Raw genomic sequence first — 16,802 nt, forward strand, 5'->3', positions numbered from 1 at the left:
CACGGAGGCATGCGTCTTGATCAAGCGCGTCTGCCTCCTGATCCTCATTCTGTTCCTCATTCCGCTCGCCACCCATGCGGCGTGGTGGCACGAGAGGGGCTGGCCGCGCTCCTGGTCGGACGCGGACTGGACCTCAGCGCGCATCTTGCCGGAATCGACCGCCGAGCCCGAGGCAGTGGTCCATGTGCTCGCCGCCCGCGTCGGGCGCTGGCGGGGCATCGTGGCGCATCACAGCTGGATCGTGCTGAAGCACGCGGGTGCCACGCGTTACCAACGCTACGATGTCGTGGGCTGGGGCAATCCGGTCAGGACCAACCACCGCGAAGCCGACGCCCGCTGGTTCGGCAACGAGCCCAGCATTCTGTTCTCGATGCGCGGACCGGACGCGCAGGCGCTCATTCCGCGCATCGAGGCGGCGATCGCCGCCTATCCCCATGCCGCCTTCGGCAGCTATGCGGCATGGCCCGGTCCGAACTCCAATACCTTCGTGTCGTATCTGGCGACGCGCGTGCCGCAGCTGGCCGGCGCGCTGCTGCCAACCGCGCTCGGCAAGGACTTTCGCGCTGACGGCTGGTTCAACGGCAGCCTGTTCGCGGGGCTTGCGCCGAGCCGCAGCGGGCTGCAGCTGTCCCTACTGGGCGCCCTTGGCGTCACCGTCGCCTGGATCGAGGGCATCGAGATCAATTTTCTCGGGCTCGTCGCCGGTCTCGACATCCGCCGCCCGGCCCTGAAACTGCCCGGCTGGGGGCGCATCGGCCTGTCGCCAGCCTGACCCCCTATTGGCCGGATCCTTCCCGGCCTGTTTCGTTTGGCCTGACACCTCAGGCCGAGGTCAGCCGCTGTTGGATTTCATCGGTCAAGGCGGTGATTTCCTGCGCGCCCTTGCCGGCGGGCTCGGTTTCCTGGACGCTGAGCCCCCGCCCGATGCTCGCCGCGAAGGCTACCCGGTTGCCGAGGCTGGCGGCGGCCGTGTCCCTGCCGAGCGCCTGGATGGCTTCCATGATCTCACCTGTCAGGCCGGCACGTTGCACGACTCGGTTGAGCACGATGAGCGAGGGCGTGCCCTCACGCGCGATGTTCTGCAAGGTCGGGTCGGTCGCCCACAGATCGATCTGCGTGGGCTGCACGGGCACGACCACGAGGTCGGCCGCCTCGATCGCCGACCGGGACTCCACGTCGGACTTCGGCGGCGTGTCGACGATGACGATGTCATGATTACGCGCCAAGCTGCGGGCCTCCCGCCTCGCGCCCCAGCCGCTGGCGGTGCCGAAACTGATGTCGATGGCATCAGGCCCGAAATGGGTCTCGCGACGCTCGAACCACTGGCCGAGGCTTCCCTGCGGGTCCACGTCAAGGATGGCGACCGCCTTGCCGAGGCGGGCAAAGGCAACGGCGAGATGCGCTGCAAGCGTCGTCTTGCCGGAACCGCCCTTCTGCTGGGCGAGCGTAATGATTCGGCCATCCATCGCCAAAAACCCTCCGCCCGCGAAAGTTGCATCGCGCTCGTGGTTCGGCAACGGAAATATGAGCCCGGGGCGGTATCGGCGCGATGACGGCCGCGTGAGCCTTGTCGCTGCCTCCCTGACGGGTTAGACCGCGAGGACCGGCATGTGAGGACGGCGAAGGCCGCCCGCGCATCGCACCAGCTCTGGCATACGATCATCGAAGAGATCCTTGAGATGAACATACTCCTCATCGGCTCCGGCGGGCGCGAGCACGCTCTCGCATGGAAGATCTCCGCGAGCCCGCTGTGCGACCGGCTGTTCACCGCGCCCGGCAACCCCGGCACGGCCCAGTGCGGCGAGAATGTCGCCCTCGACACGACGGATCATGCGGCGGTCATCGCCTTCTGCGACGCCCAGGCCATCGATCTCGTGGTGGTCGGACCGGAGGCGCCCCTCGTGGCCGGCTTGGTGGATGACCTGACGGCGGCCGGCATCCGGGCCTTCGGGCCGACGAAAGCGGCGGCCCAGCTTGAAGGCTCGAAAGCCTTCACCAAGGAGCTCTGCGTCGAGGCCGACATCCCGACCGCGGCCTTTGCGCGGTTTACGGACGAAGCCGCCGCCAGGGCCTATGTCGCCGAGAAGGGCGCTCCCATCGTCATCAAGGCCGATGGCCTCGCCGCCGGCAAGGGCGTCGTGGTGGCCATGAGCCTGGTGGAGGCCAATGAAGCGCTCGCCATGATGTTCGCTGGCGGGCTCGGCGACGCCGGCGCGGAAGTCGTGATCGAGGAATGCCTCGTCGGCGAGGAGGCGAGCTTCTTCGCGCTGTCCGACGGCACCCATGTGGTGGCGCTGGCCTCGGCACAGGATCACAAGCGCGCCTTCGACGGCGATGAAGGCCCCAACACCGGCGGCATGGGCGCCTACTCCCCGGCCCCTGTCCTCACGCCCGCGCTGGAAGCCGAAGTGATGGAGCGCATCATCCGTCCGACCGTCGCGGCGATGAAGGCGCGCGGCACCCCCTACAAAGGCGTGCTCTATGCGGGGCTGATGCTCACCGCCGACGGGCCCAAGCTCATCGAATACAACGCGCGCTTCGGGGATCCCGAGTGCCAGGTGCTGATGCCGCGCATGAAGACTGATCTCGTGGCCGCACTGCTCGCCACGGTGGACGAGGAACTCGGCAGTTTCGACGTACGCTGGTGGGACGACGCCGCGCTCACGGTGGTCATGGCGGCGAACGGCTATCCCGGCGCCTACCAGCGTGGCAGCGAGATCGGGGGAATCGAGGCCGCCGATGCCATCGAGAACGTGATTGTCTTCCATGCCGGCACGGCGCAGGACGGGCCGCGCTACCTCGCCAATGGCGGGCGGGTGCTGAACATCACCGGCCTCGGCCCCTCGATCACCGAGGCCCAGCGCCTCGCCTACAAGGCGGTGGCGGCGATTGACTGGCCGGAAGGCTTCTGTCGCGGCGACATCGGATGGCGCGTGGTGGGGCGGGACAAGGCGTGAGGCAAACCGTTTCCTGACGCATCGTCCTTGCGGGGAGCAAGACAATGGCGCGCGGCGTGGTGACACGAGCAGAGACACCGGACGATACCATCGCCACGCGGATCAGCCGGATCCTCGCGGACCGGATCGTCTCCGGCGCCATCGAACCGGGCTCACGGCTGAGACAGGATCATATCGCCGCGGAATTCGGCACCAGCCATGTGCCCGTGCGCGAGGCTTTCCGTCGGCTCGAAGCCCAGGGCCTCGCCATCAGCGAGCCGCGTCGGGGCGTCCGTGTCGCGTCCTTCTCCCTGGAGGAGGTTAAGGAGGTCGCGGAGATGCGCGCGGCGCTCGAAGGCCTCGCCCTGCGCCATGCCGCGCCGCATCTGACAGCGGCCATTCTCGAGGCGGCCGAGGCCGCCACGAAGGCCGGCGATCTCTCCCGCGACGTGCGTTCCTGGGAGGAGGCCAACCGTCGCTTCCACCGGCTGATCCTGACCCCCTGCGGCATGCCGCGCCTGCTTGCGGCCATCGACGATCTGCATGCGGCGAGCGCGCGTTTCCTTTTCGCGAGCTGGCAGACCCAGTGGGAAGCCCGGACGGACCACGATCACCGCGCCATCCTCGCCGCCCTGCGCCAGGGCGACACCGACACTGCCTGCGGATTGCTGGCGCGCCATGTGCGCTGGATCGGCCAGCGCCCGATCGACGGCCCTGCCGGCCAAAGACGCAAGGCCTTTGTTGTCGGCTGACGGCTAGGGCCCTCTGGGCACTTAGGCAGCAAAATCTTGGCTATCCAAATTATCTATAATTTCGAAGATCGCGACCTCGACCGGCGCCTTTGCGCCTATAGCACGCGCCGCTCGCTTGCGTCCGGCCGCCATTTGTGGATTCATTCGTAGATCGAATCTCAATTTTATCTATAATCTGGAGAGCTGCGCATGACTGATCTTTCCACGTCGGACGCCCCGTCGCCGCTGTTGCTGCAAGGCCGCTCGTTTCCGATCCGGCTCGGGGCCGTCGTCCTGGGCACCGTGTTTCTCGCCATCTCCTCGCAGATCGCGGTTCCGATGGTGCCCGTGCCAGTGACGATGCAGACCTTTGCCGTCACCATCATCGGCGCGATTTTCGGCTGGCGCATGGGCGCCATCACCGTGCTCGCCTGGCTCGCCGAGGCCTTGGTCGGCCTGCCTGTCCTGTCGGGGGGCTCGAGCGGCATCGCACCGTTCGTGGGGCCGACGGCCGGCTATCTCCTGGCCTTTCCTTTCATGGCCGCGGGCGTCGGCTTCTGCGCCGAGCGCGGATGGCTCGGGCGCCACTGGCTCCTGGCCTTCACGGCGATGCTCGGCGCCAATCTCTTCGCCCTGGTGCTGGGCACCGCATGGCTCGCCGGAATGCTCGGCCTGAGCAAGGCCATCGCCGTCGGCGCGGTGCCTTTTCTCGTCGGCGCGGTGCTGAAGTCGGCCTTGGCGGCGGCGCTCGTCACGGCGGGAGGCCATATCGCCAGGGCGCGTCGCGGGTGACGGTCCGGCTCCGCCCGCACCACCTCCTGTGCATGCTGACCTATGCCGGCCGCGGTTATTCCGCGGCCTTCACCGCCAATCTCGACGCGGTCACTGAGCGCCTCAGATCAGAGGATATCCTGATCGTGGCCGGTCCCGACGACATCTGCGCGCCGCTCCTGACCGGGCCTGAGGTTGAAGATGCGCATTGCTTGGCCGCACGTGTCGAGGCCCGCGACAGCGCAGCGGCGCGCGCCGTCGCATCCCTGCTGCATCGCCCGGTTTCCTCAGGCGAGCGCCTCATGATCGGCCAGACTGAGCGGGAGCGCTTGCGGGCGGCCTTCAAGGCCGGAACATCGCGCGCGGCCTGTACTGGCTGCAACTGGGCGACCTTCTGCAGCGAAATTGCCGCCTCGGATTTCGCCGGCACCCGGTTGGTGTGAGTAGCGTCAGGTGAGCGGGATCGCCACGATCTCCCGGAAGGCCGGCCGCTCGTTCAGCCGGGCGAACCACGCCGCGAGATGCGGCAGCTCAGGGCGTTCGATCGGCACGCCGAGCCACCCATAGGCATGTGGCCCGAGCGCGATGTCGGCGACGCCGAAGGTCGCTCCAGAAAGATAGGGCTGTTTGGCGAGGGCCGCATCGACGATCGCGAACAACTTGGCACAACCGGCGAGCCCGCGTTCGAGTTCGGCATTGTCCCGCTCCGCGGGCGAGCGCCGCACGAGATTCCAGAGTACGCAACGGAAAGGCTCGATCAGTCCGCCAAGCGTCCAATCCATCCACTTTTCCATGGACGCGCGCCCGGCTGGATCGGCTGGGTAAAGCGAGCCGTCGCCATACCGCGCCGCGAGATAGCGCACGATCGTGTGCGATTCCCACAGGATGAGGTCGCCGTCCTTCAAGGTGGGGACGAGGCCGTTCGGGTTCATCGCGCGATAGTCTGGATCACCGACGACGCCAAAGGCACCGCCCGCATCGATTCGCTGAAAGGCGAGGTCGAGCTCTCTTGCGCACCACAGGGCCTTCTTCACATTCGTGGAATTGGCCCGTCCCCAGATCGTCAGCATTGTCCGCCACTCCTTCGTGCTTGGCGCGGCAGTGAAGAGTGCCCGCGGGGCAAGGTCAAGGCGTGAACGCATGCCCTCACCCTGTTCCTCTCCAGCCAAGTCCAGGGTGTCATCCTCGGCGGCGCGCAGCGCAAAAAGCGGTGTCGTCATTCCCGGCGCGGGCGTAAGCCCGCGGGAAGGAAAACCATGAACACCAGCGGATCTCGAGGAACGGCAGTGTTCATGGATCCTCTTCCCGGCGCTGCGCGCCGCCGAGGATGACACGCTGAGTTTCCCCGTTAGACCGTCATGGGCGCATCGACCGCCCCAATCAACTCACGCCGCCTTGGCGCTCTTCTGGTAGTCCTTCACGTCGGTGAAGGTGATGTCCGGCCAGCGGTCCTGCTCGTATTTCAGTGAGAAGGCGTTGGAGGCAAGGAACACCGGATCGCCGTCGAGGTCATTGGCGATCGAGGATCCATGGGCGTTGAGAAAACGCTCGTGCTCCACCTTGTCCTTCGCCTCGATCCAGCGACAGATGGAGAAGCGCGTCGGCTCATAGTCGATCGGCAGGCCGTATTCGGCCTGGAGCCGGTCCTTCAGCACGTCGAGCTGCAGCGCGCCGACGACGCCGACGATGGCGCCGGAGCCGTCATGCGGCAGGAAGAGCTGCACGACGCCCTCCTCCGCCATCTGCTGCAGCGCCTCGCGCAGTTTCTTGGCCTTCATCGCATCGTTGAGCTTGATGCGGCGCAGGATCTCCGGCGCAAAGCTCGGCACGCCACGGAACACAATGTCCTCACCCTCGGTCAGCGTGTCGCCGATGCGGAGCGTGCCGTGGTTCGGCAGCCCGACCACGTCGCCGGCGAAGGCCTCGTCCACGATGCCGCGCTCCCGCGCGAAGAAGAACTGCGGCGCGGACACCGTGATCGGCTTGCCCGTGCGCACGAGCTTGGCCTTCATGCCGCGCGCCAGCTTGCCCGAGCATACGCGGATGAAGGCGATGCGATCGCGGTGGTTCGGGTCCATGTTCGCCTGGATCTTAAAGACGAAACCCGTCATGCGCGGCTCGCTGGCCTCGACCATCCGCTGGTCGGCCTCCTGGTCACGCGGGGCGGGCGCCATTTCGGCGATAGCGTCGATGAGATCGCGCACGCCGAAATTGCGCAGCGCGCTGCCGAAGAACACCGGGGTCAGGTGTCCCTCACGAAAGGCCTGAAGGTCGAAAGGCTTGCAGGCCTCGAACGCGAGCCCCGCCTCCTCGCGCCAGGCCCCGATTTCATGAGCCGGCAAGAGCGTGTCGATGAACGGATCATCGGGCCCGGACACCGGTGTCGGGGCCTCGTCGGTGTCGATGCGCCGCATAACGTTGTTGCGGATATCGAGCGTGCCCGCAAAGCTGCGGCCGGATCCCACCGGCCAGGTGACGGGCGCGGTGTCGAGCGCCAGCGTCTTCTCGATCTCGTCGAGCAGCTCGAAGGGGTCGCGGGTCTCACGATCCATCTTGTTGATGAAGGTGATGATCGGGATATCGCGCAGGCGGCAGACCTCGAACAGCTTCTTGGTGCGCGCCTCGATGCCCTTGGCCGCGTCGATCACCATAATGGCGGAGTCGACGGCGCTCAGCGTCCGGTAGGTATCCTCCGAGAAGTCCTCGTGGCCCGGGGTGTCGAGCAGGTTGAAGACCCGGTCCGCATATTCGAAGGTCATCACCGAAGTCACGACCGAGATGCCGCGCTGGCGCTCGATGGCCATCCAGTCGGACCGTGTCTGGGCGCCGCTGCGCTTGGCGCGCACCTCGCCCGCCATCTGAATGGCGCCGCCGAACATCAGGAGCTTTTCGGTGAGCGTCGTCTTGCCCGCGTCCGGATGCGAGATGATGGCAAAGGTGCGCCGGCGCGCCACCGGGGACGTCTCAGTCATGACTTTATCTATGATCTTGGCAACAAGGGCCGCCGCGCGGCATTGCCGAGAGGCGTAGGGCCTCAGCGTCCAGAGATCAAGCAAAGATCGGAATCAGCCCGGCGAGGCAGCCCGGAGGCGCGGCGGCCCCGCGAAATGCGGCCCGTGCACTTTTGCCCGATGTTCCGGCCTTGCGGGAACCGAGACGGAGCTGCATGAATTGCCACGAGAGTGAGCCCGAGGACCGACCCATGCCAGATCTCGCTGATCTCTTTCCCGGTTTCCAATCCCACTGGATCGATGTGGACATGGGCCGCATCTTCGCCCGCTCGGGTGGCTCCGGCCCTCCGCTCGTGCTGCTGCATGGCTTTCCCCAGACCCATGTCTGCTGGCACCGCGTGGCGCCGCGGCTCGCCGAGCATTTCACCGTCGTCGCTATGGACCTGCGCGGTTATGGCTGGTCGACGGCGCCTGAAAGCGACCCGGCCCATGAGGTCTATTCCAAGCGCGCGATGGGCCAAGATGTCGTCGCGGTCATGAGCGAGCTGGGCCATGCGCGTTTCGCCCTGATGGGGCACGATCGCGGCGCGCGCGTCGGCTATCGGCTGGCGCTCGACGATCCCGGCCGTCTGACAGCGCTCGCCCTGCTCGATATCGTCCCGACGATGGTGCAATGGCAGCGCATGGCGCGGGACGAAAGCGTCGCTCCGCACTGGCGTTTTCTGGCGGAGCCCGCGCCCCATCCGGAGACCGAGATCCTGAAGAACCCGCAGCGCTACTTCGACGGGCTCCTGGCGGCCTGGTCGGGCACGGGCGACCTCAGCGCCTTCGATCCGCGCGCGCTCGCCCATTATCGCGCCGCCAGCAACGAGCCGAACCGCATCCATGCCTTCTGTGAGGACTATCGCGCCGGCGCAGGGCCCGATCGCGAACAGGACGAGACCGATCTTGACGCCGGGAAGACGTTCGCCTGCCCGAGCCTTCTCGTATGTGGCGAGAGTTACCTCTCCGGCGGGGCGGGACCGGCACTGGCCGCGTGGCACAAGACCTTCGCGCCCGGCATGACCGGAACAGGCGTCCCGGCGGGCCATTTCGTGGCCGAGGAGGCGCCAGCGGCGGTGCTCGATGCCGTTCTTCCCTTTCTTTCAGGTGGCCAATGACCACTATCCGCGATGCGACAGTCGACGATCTTCGGACGATCATCCAGATGCTTGCGGACGACCAGCTCGGCAAGGCGCGCGAGATCCTGCCGGACGCCGCCATTCCCGCCGGCTATGTCGCGGCCTTCACGGCCATCACTCGGGATCCCAACAACCGGCTCATCGTCATGGAGGACGAAGGTCAGGTCGTCGGCTGCTGCCAGCTGACCTTCATTCCCGGCCTGAGCTACCGGGGGTCGACGCGTGGCCAGATAGAGGGCGTGCGGATTGCCGAGAGCCACCGCAACAAGGGTCTCGGCCGCGAGCTCATCACCCACGCCATCAGCGCCTGCCGCGCCAAGGGCTGCCGCTTCGTGCAGCTGACCAGCAATACTGTGCGCACCGATGCCCGCCGGTTCTACGAGCGCCTCGGCTTCGTCGCGAGCCATGTCGGCATGAAGCTCGACCTGGGCTGATTGCTCTGTGTCGTTACGCATCAGGCGCGCGGGATCGAGGCGGGAATCCATGAACGTTGCCGGCCACTTATGGGGATGCGGCGTGTTGTGCTATCATGGCTCCTGACAGGAGAGGACCATGAGCACCACCCGCCGCGCGACCATCACGATCGAGGTCGATGCCGACCTGCTCGATGAGCTGCGCGCATCAGTCGGCGGCGACCGCGAAGTCGGGGATCTCCTGGAGAAAGCCGTCGAAGAGCTGGCGTCATCATTCGCGCGCGCACCAAAGATGGCCTCGCGTGAAAGCGTGCTTGAGGCGTATGAACAGAGCGTGCAGCAGTACGGCACGCTCTACGAACGCCTCGCGAAATGACACGCTACATATCGCTGGAGCTTGCGATCGAGCTACACGACCGGCAATTGGAACAGTTCGGGGGCGCACGAGGAATTCGCGACAATGGAGCGCTCGAAGCGGCGTTAGCGCGGCCGTTGCACGGCTACTATTCCGATCTTGTGGAGGAAGCGGCAGCTCTTTGGGAAAGCATAGCCCAGAACCATCCCTTCATCGATGGGAACAAGCGAGCTGCTTTCGCCATAACGCACGTCTTTCTTCTGCTCAACGGGCTGAAGCTCACCGCGAGCTCTGACGACACCTACGCCTTCATCATCGGCCTCTACGAAGCCAAGGCTTTCAGGTATGACGCTCTCCTCGCATGGCTGCGCGCGAATACCGCGTCCTGACGCTGCGGGGATGACAGCAGGGCCTGCCTGCGGTAGGACGCAGGGAAACGTGGGCGATCCGCGTTTCCGATTGTCATCACGGCGCCATTCCATGTCAGACCAAGCTAAAGCCCAGAAGCTCCTCGCCCGCCTGCCGCGCGGTTTCGGCGACCGTGGCCCCACGGACGTGGCGGCGACCGAGCATATGCTCGCCAAGATCCGCGAGACCTATGAGCTCTACGGCTTCGAGGCGGTGGAAACGCCCTTCATCGAGTTCACCGACGCGCTGGGCAAGTTCCTGCCCGACCAGGACCGGCCGAATGAGGGCGTGTTCTCCTTCCAGGACGACGATGAGCAGTGGCTCTCGCTGCGCTATGACCTGACAGCTCCGCTCGCCCGCTATGTGGCCGAGAATTTCGACGTGCTGCCGAAACCCTACCGGAGCTATCGCGGCGGCTGGGTGTTCCGCAACGAGAAGCCCGGCCCCGGCCGCTTCCGCCAGTTCATGCAGTTCGACGCCGACACGGTGGGCGCGGCCTCGGTCGCGGCCGATGCCGAGATCTGCATGATGGCGGCCGACACGCTCGAGCATGTCGGTATCCAGCGCGGCGACTATGTCATCAAGGTCAACAACCGCAAGGTGCTCGACGGCGTGCTGGAAGCGATCGGCCTCGGCGGCGAGGCGCATGTCGGCCAGCGACTGACCGTGCTGCGCGCCATCGACAAGCTCGACAAGGTCGGCGCCGACGGCGTGCGCGATCTCCTCGGCAAGGGACGCATGGACCCCTCCGGCGATTTCACCAAGGGCGCGGGCATCGAGGCGGACGCTATCGAGCGTGTCCTCGCCTTCACAGCCGCGCGGGGCGCTGACGCCGTCGCCACCTGCGACAATCTCGATGCGGTCGTCGCCGGCTCAGCGCGTGGCGCCGAGGGCGTCGCCGAGCTGCGTGAGATCGCCGCCCTGATTGCCGCCGCCGGCTATGACGACGGGCGCATCCTCATCGATCCCTCCGTCGTGCGTGGCCTCGAATATTACACCGGCCCCGTCTACGAGGCCGAGCTCACCTTTACCGTCCAGAACGATGAAGGCCAGACGGTGCGTTTTGGCTCGGTCGCTGGCGGCGGGCGTTATGACGGCCTCGTCTCGCGCTTCCGGGGCGAGCCGGTTCCGGCGACCGGCTTCTCCATCGGCGTGTCGCGGTTGCTTGCGGCGCTCAAGGCTGTCGGCAGCCCGCTCGTGTCGGCGGCCGCCAGTCGCGGCCCCGTGGTTGTCCTGGTGATGGACCGTACCGAGATCGGCCACTATCAGAAGCTGGTGGCCACCTTGCGCCAGGCCGGCATCCGGGCCGAGCTCTATCTCGGCTCATCCGGCATGAAGGCGCAGATGAAATATGCCGACCGGCGCGGCAGCCAATGCGTGGTCATCCAGGGTTCGGACGAGCGCGCCAAGGGCGAGGTGACGATCAAGGACCTCATCCTCGGCGCCGAACTCGCCGGCGCCGGCAAGGACCGCGAGGATTATCTCGCCCGCCAGGCCGAAGCGCAGTTCGCCGTGCCGGAGGCCGAAATCGTCGCCGCCGTGACGAAGGTGCTCGCCCGCCACGGCTGACGCGAAGCGTTCTTTTCGCGTCCCGCGCCAGCCGCCATTCACCCTTCCGCGAGAATTGGGTCGCGCGTGGCAGGCGCGCTTGCTAAAGACGCCTGCAATGAAGGTGAATGGGTTTCGTCATGCTTGAACTCGATCAAGCGAATGCGCTTGGCGCGCTGTTCGCACGGGCCGGCTACAGCCGGGTCGAGCCGGCTGTCCTGCAGCCGGTTGATGTCTTCCTCGACCTCTCGGGCGAAGACATCCGCCGGCATATGTTCGTCACCCAGGACGCCGCGGGCCGGGAGCTGTGCCTCCGCCCGGACTACACCATCCCTGTCAGCCGCGACTATCTCGCCTCGTCCGAGGCAGGCAGCCGCGCCTCCTTCAGCTATCTCGGCCCGGTCTTCCGGCTACGCGCCGGCACATCGGGCGAGTTTCCGCAAGCCGGCGTCGAGGCCTTCGGCCGGGCGGACGCGGAAGCGGCGGACGCGGAAATCATGGCGCTGGCGCTTGAGGCGCTGGCCTCTCTCGGCATCACCCATCCGGTCATCCGCATGGGCGACGTCGGGCTCCTGACCGCGCTTCTCGATAAGCTCGATCTCGCGCCACCGGTGCGCCGCCGCGTCCTGCGCGCCGTCGTCCAGGGCCGGCTCGAAGCTGTTATCAACGGCGAGGATGGAAACGGCCGCAACGGCCAGGACCACGCGGGCCTGCTCGCGGCCATCGAGGGCCAGGATCCGCAGGCGGCCCGCGCCTTCGTCGAGGATGTGATGGCGATCGCCGGCGTCACCAGCGTCGGCGGCCGCTCGGCCGGGGAGATCGCCGAGCGCTTCCTGGCGCGCGCCTCCAGCCGCCATGCGCGGATCGACGACGAGATCCGCGACCTCCTGACGCGCTATCTCGCCATATCCGGTGATCCCGACGCGGCGATCGGCCAGATACGCGGGCTCATGCACGATGCCGGGCTCGACCTCGACGCCGCGCTCGATCAGTGCGAAGCGCGCACGGGCTTCATGGCCGCGCGCGGGCTCGATGTGGGCAGCTTCGTCTTCGCGGCCGACTTCGCCCGCAACCTCGATTATTATACCGGCCTCATTTTCGAGGCCCACGATCCCGGCAGGCCGGAGACGAAGCCTATCGTCGGCGGCGGCCGCTATGACGGCTTGCTCAGCCATCTCGGCGCCAAAGAACCGATACCGGCGGTCGGCTTCGCCATCTGGCTCGATCGGCTCAGCGCCCCACTTCGACCCATCACCGCGGGAGATCGGACATGACGGCGCCGCTCGTTCTGGCCGTACCGTCCAAGGGGCGGTTGCAGGAAAATACAGCGCGGTTCTTCGCCCAGGCGGGCCTCGAATTCGTGCAGCCGCGCGGCGCGCGCAACTACCGCGCCCTGATTTCCGGCGTGCCTAATGCGGAGGTGCTCTTCCTGTCCGCCGCAGAGATCGTGACGCAGCTCGCGGCCGGCACGGCCCATCTCGGCGTCACCGGCGAAGATCTGATCCGCGAGGAAATCTCCGACGCCGATACTGTGGTGGAATTGCTCACCCCTCTTGGGTTCGGCCAGGCCAATGTGGTCGTCGCCGTGCCGCAAGCGTGGATCGATGTGCGCAGCATGGCCGACCTCGATGATGTGGCGGCGGACCTGCGCCACCGCCACGGCCGACGCCTGCGCGTGGCGACCAAGTATATCAACCTCACCCGGCGCTTCTTCGCCGAGCACGGCATCGCCGACTATCGCATCGTCGAGAGCTTCGGCGCGACTGAAGGCGCGCCGGCGTCCGGCACGGCCGAACTCATCGTCGATATCACCACGACGGGCACGACGCTGGCCGCCAACGCCCTGAAGATCGTCGACGACGGCGTCATCTTGCGTTCAGAGGCCAATCTCGTCGCATCGGTGACGGCGGAATGGAGCCCGGAGGCGCAGGCGGCCGCCCGCACCATCCTCTCACGCATCGCGGCCGAGGAAGAAGCCCGGACATCGCGACAGTTGCGGGCCGTGCTGCCGGATTTCGACGCGGCGCTGCGCGCGGAGATCGAAGGTCGCCTCGGCTGCCGGCTCCCTTTCGGCGGACCGGATGAACGCGGACTCGTGACGATCCATGCGCCCGTCAAGAACGTGTTCGCGGTCGTCGACCTTCTTTCCGCCAACGGCGCCGACCCTGTGACGGTACAGCGCGTGGATTCCGTTTTCCGCGCCGCCAACACCCTCTCCGACCGGCTGTTCGCGCGGCTCAACTGACGGCTCCACTCACGAACTTGTTTCAGACTGTCCTTGCCAAATGCCACGCCTTCGCCACGGAGGTGTGGCATCTCGCGGCATGAATGGGCCAGCCATCGATTTTGCCTCTGGCGGATGGCGCCCGATATGGTTAACAACGCGCGGGGGAAACGTGAAATGCGGCGACTGTCACTCTATTCTCGGGGCGAGGTGAACCGTTGATGACGGACACGTGATCGGAACGACGAACCTGATCATTTCCAATGGGATAGAGTTTCAGATCACCGGAAACTGGCTTTCCCTGTGCGGTATCATGCTCTAAGGTCCGGCTGAGATCGGTTGGAAGAATCCATGAAATTTCGCTACGCTCTGATTGCCATTTGTCTTCTTTCTGTTGTGCCCGCCCACGCCCAGCAGGGCGGCGGCGCCAATAGTGGGAAGCCTCAGCAAACGCAGCAACAGCAGCCTCGACGCGAGAAGCAGTTTCCCCTCGGGGCATCCTGGGTGGCCGTCACCCTGAATGACAAGCCTCTTCCGCGTGGCGCCGAGCGTCCTTCCTTCACCGTTGACCAGACCCTGCGCATGCGCGGTTTCGGCGGCTGCAATACCTTTTCGGCCACCGCCTATCCCCTGCGTGGCCAGACCTTCGCCGTTGGTCCGTTCGCCCTCACCAAGCGTTCATGCAGCAAGGAGATCGAGGCCGCGGAACGGGCGTTCTTCATCGCCCTGCGGACGGCCCAGCAGTGGGACATCGTCGGCGGGCAGCTTGTCTTGCGCGGCCAGGCCGGCGTGGTGAAGGCTGAGAGATCGCTCTGAGGCTGACCAAGGTTCGAGTATAGCCCGCGCCGCTCATTCTGGGATGAGCGCAAGCTCGTGGCTTGGATCCGAAACCAATACGGTGCGCGCCTGGCTATGCGGTCGCACGCGGCACATTCTTGGTGCAGCGGCAAGGTTCTGGATTCCTAACAGAGGCTTCGCCGTTTCCCGGGTGACACGGAGGCTCCCTCATAACGGCGGGCCATCGGAATGGCGCGCCAAGGCTGCACCGGGATGACCCAAGCGCATCGACAGCACCGGCCTGAGATCTGCCTTAACCCTGTCTGCATCGATCCTGATTTTTCGTGCATTTGACGGTGAACCCTCTCCTTGACTCCTGTGGAGGAGATGCTTATCTCGGTGGCGCGTTGGCACTCATCTTGAATGAGTGCTAACAAGCCCAACAATTCAGCCCCCCATGCATGGTGGGTCTGCCGAGAGGAATAGATTCATGGCTTTCCGTCCCCTGCACGACCGCGTGGTCGTTCGCCGTCTCGACAGCGAAGAGAAGACCAAGGGCGGCATCATCATTCCGGACACCGCGAAGGAAAAGCCGCAAGAAGGCGAGATCGTGGCCGTGGGCTCCGGCGCTCGCGATGACAACGGCAAGCTCGTTGCCCTCGACGTCAAGAAGGGCGACCGCGTCCTGTTTGGCAAGTGGTCTGGAACCGAGGTCAAGATCGATGGCCAGGACCTCCTGATCATGAAGGAATCCGACATCATGGGCGTGATCGGCTAATCGCATCAGCGATCGGCGGCTGTTTTCTCGCCGCCTCGAGCCAAAACGTCTTTCCCAACATTCAGGTTTGCTCAGGAGCTATCCATGGCTGCCAAAGAAGTAAAATTTTCGTCCGACGCCCGCGAGAAGATGCTGCGCGGTGTGGACATCCTCGCCAATGCCGTAAAGGTGACGCTCGGTCCGAAGGGCCGTAACGTCGTCATCGAGAAGTCCTTCGGCGCGCCGCGCATCACGAAGGACGGCGTGACGGTCGCCAAGGAAATCGAACTCGACGACAAGTTCGAGAACATGGGCGCCCAGATGGTGCGCGAAGTCGCCTCCAAGACCAACGACCTGGCTGGCGACGGCACGACCACCGCGACCGTTCTCGCCCAGGCGATCGTGAAGGAAGGCGCCAAGGCGGTTGCCGCCGGCATGAACCCGATGGACCTGAAGCGCGGCATCGATCTCGCCACGGTCGAGGCCATCAAGGACATCGAGAAGCGCGCCAAGAAGGTGAAGTCTTCCGAGGAAGTCGCCCAGGTCGGCACGATCTCATCGAACGGCGACACGGCCATCGGCGAGATGATCGCCCACGCGATGCAGAAGGTCGGTAACGAGGGTGTCATCACCGTCGAGGAAGCCAAGACCGCCGAGACCGAGCTCGACGTCGTCGAAGGCATGCAGTTCGACCGCGGCTATCTCTCCCCGTATTTCATCACGAATGCGGAAAAGATGATCGCCGAGCTCGAGGATCCCTACATCCTCATCCATGAGAAGAAGCTCTCGTCGCTCCAGGCCATGCTGCCGGTCCTCGAGGCCGTCGTGCAGTCCGGCAAGCCGCTCGTCATCATTGCTGAGGACGTCGAAGGCGAGGCTCTCGCCACGCTCGTCGTCAACAAGCTCCGTGGTGGCCTGAAGGTTGCCGCCGTCAAGGCCCCTGGCTTCGGCGACCGTCGCAAGGCCATGCTCGAGGACATCGCGATCCTCACCGCGGGCCAGGTCATCTCCGAAGACATCGGCATCAAGCTTGAGAACGTGACCCTTCAGATGCTCGGCCGCGCCAAGCGCATCCGCATCGAGAAGGAAAACACCACGATCATCGACGGCTCGGGCAAGAAGAAGGACATCGAAGCCCGCGTTGGCCAGATCAAGGCGCAGATCGAGGAGACCACCTCGGACTACGACCGTGAGAAGCTCCAGGAGCGTCTCGCCAAGCTCGCGGGCGGCGTTGCCGTGATCCGCGTTGGCGGCGCCACCGAAATCGAGGTCAAGGAAAAGAAGGACCGCGTCGACGACGCCCTCAACGCCACCCGCGCGGCTGTCGAGGAAGGCATCGTCCCCGGCGGCGGCACCGCACTCCTGCGCGCCAAGGCTGCTGTTGCCAAGCTCAAGGACGAGAACGCCGACGTCCAGGCTGGCATCAACATCGTGCTCAAGGCCCTCGAAGCGCCGATCCGCCAGATCGTCGAGAACGCAGGCGTCGAAGGTTCGATCGTTGTCGGCAAGATCACCGAGAACAAGTCCTCGACCTACGGCTTCAACGCCCAGACCGAGCAGTATGTCGACATGCTGGAAGCCGGCATCGTCGATCCTGCCAAGGTCGTGCGCACGGCTCTCCAGGACGCGGCCTCGGTTGCCGGCCTCCTCGTCACGACCGAGGCGATGGTTGCCGAACTGCCGAAGGAAAAGCCCGCCATGCCGATGGGCGGCGGCGGCGGCATGGGCGGCATGGACTTCTAAGGGCGTC

At 65.7% G+C, this 16,802-nt stretch carries 18 protein-coding genes; 15 read left to right on the top strand and 3 right to left on the bottom strand.

Translation table 11 applies throughout. From position 1 onward, the window contains the following. Nucleotides 1-16: 16 nt before the first annotated feature. On the top strand, nucleotides 17-772 hold the full coding sequence (locus KIO74_RS09925; RefSeq protein ID WP_213331843.1) for a DUF3750 domain-containing protein: 756 nt from the start codon (nucleotides 17-19) through the stop codon (nucleotides 770-772). Between the two features lie 49 nt (nucleotides 773-821). On the opposite strand, the gene parA is transcribed toward KIO74_RS09925, so the two are convergent. Continuing rightward, nucleotides 822-1,466 carry a ParA family partition ATPase gene (gene parA / locus KIO74_RS09930; protein WP_213331844.1) on the bottom strand — a complete coding sequence of 215 codons (645 nt, stop codon included), beginning with the start codon at nucleotides 1,464-1,466 and terminating at the stop codon, nucleotides 822-824. A gap of 213 nt (nucleotides 1,467-1,679) precedes the next feature. Between parA and purD the strand changes: the two genes are divergently transcribed. The 4 genes from purD to KIO74_RS09950 all read left to right on the top strand — a co-directional run bounded on the left by purD (nucleotide 1,680) and on the right by KIO74_RS09950 (nucleotide 4,881). Then, nucleotides 1,680-2,957 (top strand): phosphoribosylamine--glycine ligase, encoded by a 1,278-nt coding sequence (gene purD / locus KIO74_RS09935; protein WP_213334811.1) that lies wholly within the window; start codon nucleotides 1,680-1,682, stop codon nucleotides 2,955-2,957. A 44-nt stretch (nucleotides 2,958-3,001) separates the two neighbouring features. Beyond that, entirely contained in the window at nucleotides 3,002-3,688 is a 687-nt protein-coding gene (locus KIO74_RS09940; protein WP_213331845.1) for a GntR family transcriptional regulator, read from the top strand. Between the two features lie 189 nt (nucleotides 3,689-3,877). After that, a complete protein-coding gene (locus tag KIO74_RS09945; protein WP_213331846.1) occupies nucleotides 3,878-4,459 on the top strand; it encodes a biotin transporter BioY in 582 nt (193 codons plus the stop codon). Continuing rightward, on the top strand, nucleotides 4,456-4,881 hold the full coding sequence (locus KIO74_RS09950) for a DUF1284 domain-containing protein (protein WP_213331847.1): 426 nt from the start codon (nucleotides 4,456-4,458) through the stop codon (nucleotides 4,879-4,881). The genes KIO74_RS09945 and KIO74_RS09950 overlap by 4 nt, the downstream gene beginning before the upstream one ends. A gap of 6 nt (nucleotides 4,882-4,887) precedes the next feature. Here the strand turns inward: KIO74_RS09950 and KIO74_RS09955 are convergent, their stop codons facing one another. Further along, complete coding sequence (locus tag KIO74_RS09955; protein ID WP_213334813.1) at nucleotides 4,888-5,508, bottom strand: glutathione S-transferase family protein; 621 nt, start codon at nucleotides 5,506-5,508, stop codon at nucleotides 4,888-4,890. Nucleotides 5,509-5,823: 315 nt separating this feature from the next. Then, a complete protein-coding gene (locus KIO74_RS09960; protein WP_213331848.1) occupies nucleotides 5,824-7,410 on the bottom strand; it encodes a peptide chain release factor 3 in 1,587 nt (528 codons plus the stop codon). Nucleotides 7,411-7,640: 230 nt separating this feature from the next. On the opposite strand from KIO74_RS09960, the gene KIO74_RS09965 reads away from it, so the two are divergent. The 10 genes from KIO74_RS09965 to groL all read left to right on the top strand — a co-directional run bounded on the left by KIO74_RS09965 (nucleotide 7,641) and on the right by groL (nucleotide 16,795). After that, on the top strand, nucleotides 7,641-8,549 hold the full coding sequence (locus KIO74_RS09965; RefSeq protein ID WP_213331849.1) for an alpha/beta fold hydrolase: 909 nt from the start codon (nucleotides 7,641-7,643) through the stop codon (nucleotides 8,547-8,549). Next, nucleotides 8,546-9,004 (top strand): GNAT family N-acetyltransferase, encoded by a 459-nt coding sequence (locus KIO74_RS09970; RefSeq protein ID WP_213331850.1) that lies wholly within the window; start codon nucleotides 8,546-8,548, stop codon nucleotides 9,002-9,004. The genes KIO74_RS09965 and KIO74_RS09970 overlap by 4 nt, the downstream gene beginning before the upstream one ends. A gap of 118 nt (nucleotides 9,005-9,122) precedes the next feature. Next, nucleotides 9,123-9,359, top strand: coding sequence for a hypothetical protein (locus tag KIO74_RS09975; protein WP_213331851.1), 237 nt, complete (start codon nucleotides 9,123-9,125; stop codon nucleotides 9,357-9,359). Beyond that, the gene (locus tag KIO74_RS09980; RefSeq protein WP_213331852.1) at nucleotides 9,356-9,727 is read left to right on the top strand and encodes a type II toxin-antitoxin system death-on-curing family toxin; all 372 of its coding nucleotides are present in this window, start codon (nucleotides 9,356-9,358) and stop codon (nucleotides 9,725-9,727) included. The genes KIO74_RS09975 and KIO74_RS09980 overlap by 4 nt, the downstream gene beginning before the upstream one ends. A 91-nt stretch (nucleotides 9,728-9,818) precedes the next feature. Then, entirely contained in the window at nucleotides 9,819-11,315 is a 1,497-nt protein-coding gene (hisS, locus tag KIO74_RS09985; RefSeq protein ID WP_213331853.1) for a histidine--tRNA ligase, read from the top strand. A gap of 107 nt (nucleotides 11,316-11,422) precedes the next feature. Continuing rightward, nucleotides 11,423-12,568, top strand: a complete 1,146-nt coding sequence (locus KIO74_RS09990; protein ID WP_213331854.1) for an ATP phosphoribosyltransferase regulatory subunit — start codon at nucleotides 11,423-11,425, stop codon at nucleotides 12,566-12,568. After that, complete coding sequence (hisG, locus tag KIO74_RS09995; RefSeq protein ID WP_213331855.1) at nucleotides 12,565-13,539, top strand: ATP phosphoribosyltransferase; 975 nt, start codon at nucleotides 12,565-12,567, stop codon at nucleotides 13,537-13,539. The genes KIO74_RS09990 and hisG overlap by 4 nt, the downstream gene beginning before the upstream one ends. A 330-nt stretch (nucleotides 13,540-13,869) precedes the next feature. Next, a complete protein-coding gene (locus tag KIO74_RS10000) occupies nucleotides 13,870-14,334 on the top strand; it encodes an META domain-containing protein (protein WP_213331856.1) in 465 nt (154 codons plus the stop codon). A 451-nt stretch (nucleotides 14,335-14,785) separates the two neighbouring features. Then, nucleotides 14,786-15,073 (top strand): co-chaperone GroES, encoded by a 288-nt coding sequence (groES, locus tag KIO74_RS10005; protein ID WP_213321050.1) that lies wholly within the window; start codon nucleotides 14,786-14,788, stop codon nucleotides 15,071-15,073. Between the two features lie 84 nt (nucleotides 15,074-15,157). Beyond that, on the top strand, nucleotides 15,158-16,795 hold the full coding sequence (gene groL, locus KIO74_RS10010; RefSeq protein ID WP_213331857.1) for a chaperonin GroEL: 1,638 nt from the start codon (nucleotides 15,158-15,160) through the stop codon (nucleotides 16,793-16,795). Nucleotides 16,796-16,802 lie beyond the last annotated feature (7 nt).

The organism is Chelatococcus sp. HY11 (assembly GCF_018398335.1).
In the GTDB taxonomy this organism is placed as follows: Bacteria; Pseudomonadota; Alphaproteobacteria; order Rhizobiales; family Beijerinckiaceae; genus Chelatococcus.

Bases quoted from the DNA above. Each gene is read 5' to 3' on its own strand.
- KIO74_RS09975 (WP_213331851.1), top strand. From the start codon at position 9,123: ATGAGCACCACCCGCCGCGCGACCATCACGATCGAGGTCGATGCCGAC.
- KIO74_RS09980 (WP_213331852.1), top strand. From the start codon at position 9,356: ATGACACGCTACATATCGCTGGAGCTTGCGATCGAGCTACACGACCGG.
- KIO74_RS10000 (WP_213331856.1), top strand. From the start codon at position 13,870: ATGAAATTTCGCTACGCTCTGATTGCCATTTGTCTTCTTTCTGTTGTG.
- KIO74_RS09945 (WP_213331846.1), top strand. From the start codon at position 3,878: ATGACTGATCTTTCCACGTCGGACGCCCCGTCGCCGCTGTTGCTGCAA.
- hisS (WP_213331853.1), top strand. From the start codon at position 9,819: ATGTCAGACCAAGCTAAAGCCCAGAAGCTCCTCGCCCGCCTGCCGCGC.
- purD (WP_213334811.1), top strand. From the start codon at position 1,680: ATGAACATACTCCTCATCGGCTCCGGCGGGCGCGAGCACGCTCTCGCA.
- KIO74_RS09990 (WP_213331854.1), top strand. From the start codon at position 11,423: ATGGGTTTCGTCATGCTTGAACTCGATCAAGCGAATGCGCTTGGCGCG.
- KIO74_RS09970 (WP_213331850.1), top strand. From the start codon at position 8,546: ATGACCACTATCCGCGATGCGACAGTCGACGATCTTCGGACGATCATC.
- parA (WP_213331844.1), bottom strand. From the start codon at position 1,466: ATGGATGGCCGAATCATTACGCTCGCCCAGCAGAAGGGCGGTTCCGGC.
- groL (WP_213331857.1), top strand. From the start codon at position 15,158: ATGGCTGCCAAAGAAGTAAAATTTTCGTCCGACGCCCGCGAGAAGATG.
- KIO74_RS09965 (WP_213331849.1), top strand. From the start codon at position 7,641: ATGCCAGATCTCGCTGATCTCTTTCCCGGTTTCCAATCCCACTGGATC.
- KIO74_RS09955 (WP_213334813.1), bottom strand. From the start codon at position 5,508: ATGCTGACGATCTGGGGACGGGCCAATTCCACGAATGTGAAGAAGGCC.
- groES (WP_213321050.1), top strand. From the start codon at position 14,786: ATGGCTTTCCGTCCCCTGCACGACCGCGTGGTCGTTCGCCGTCTCGAC.
- hisG (WP_213331855.1), top strand. From the start codon at position 12,565: ATGACGGCGCCGCTCGTTCTGGCCGTACCGTCCAAGGGGCGGTTGCAG.
- KIO74_RS09940 (WP_213331845.1), top strand. From the start codon at position 3,002: ATGGCGCGCGGCGTGGTGACACGAGCAGAGACACCGGACGATACCATC.
- KIO74_RS09960 (WP_213331848.1), bottom strand. From the start codon at position 7,410: ATGACTGAGACGTCCCCGGTGGCGCGCCGGCGCACCTTTGCCATCATC.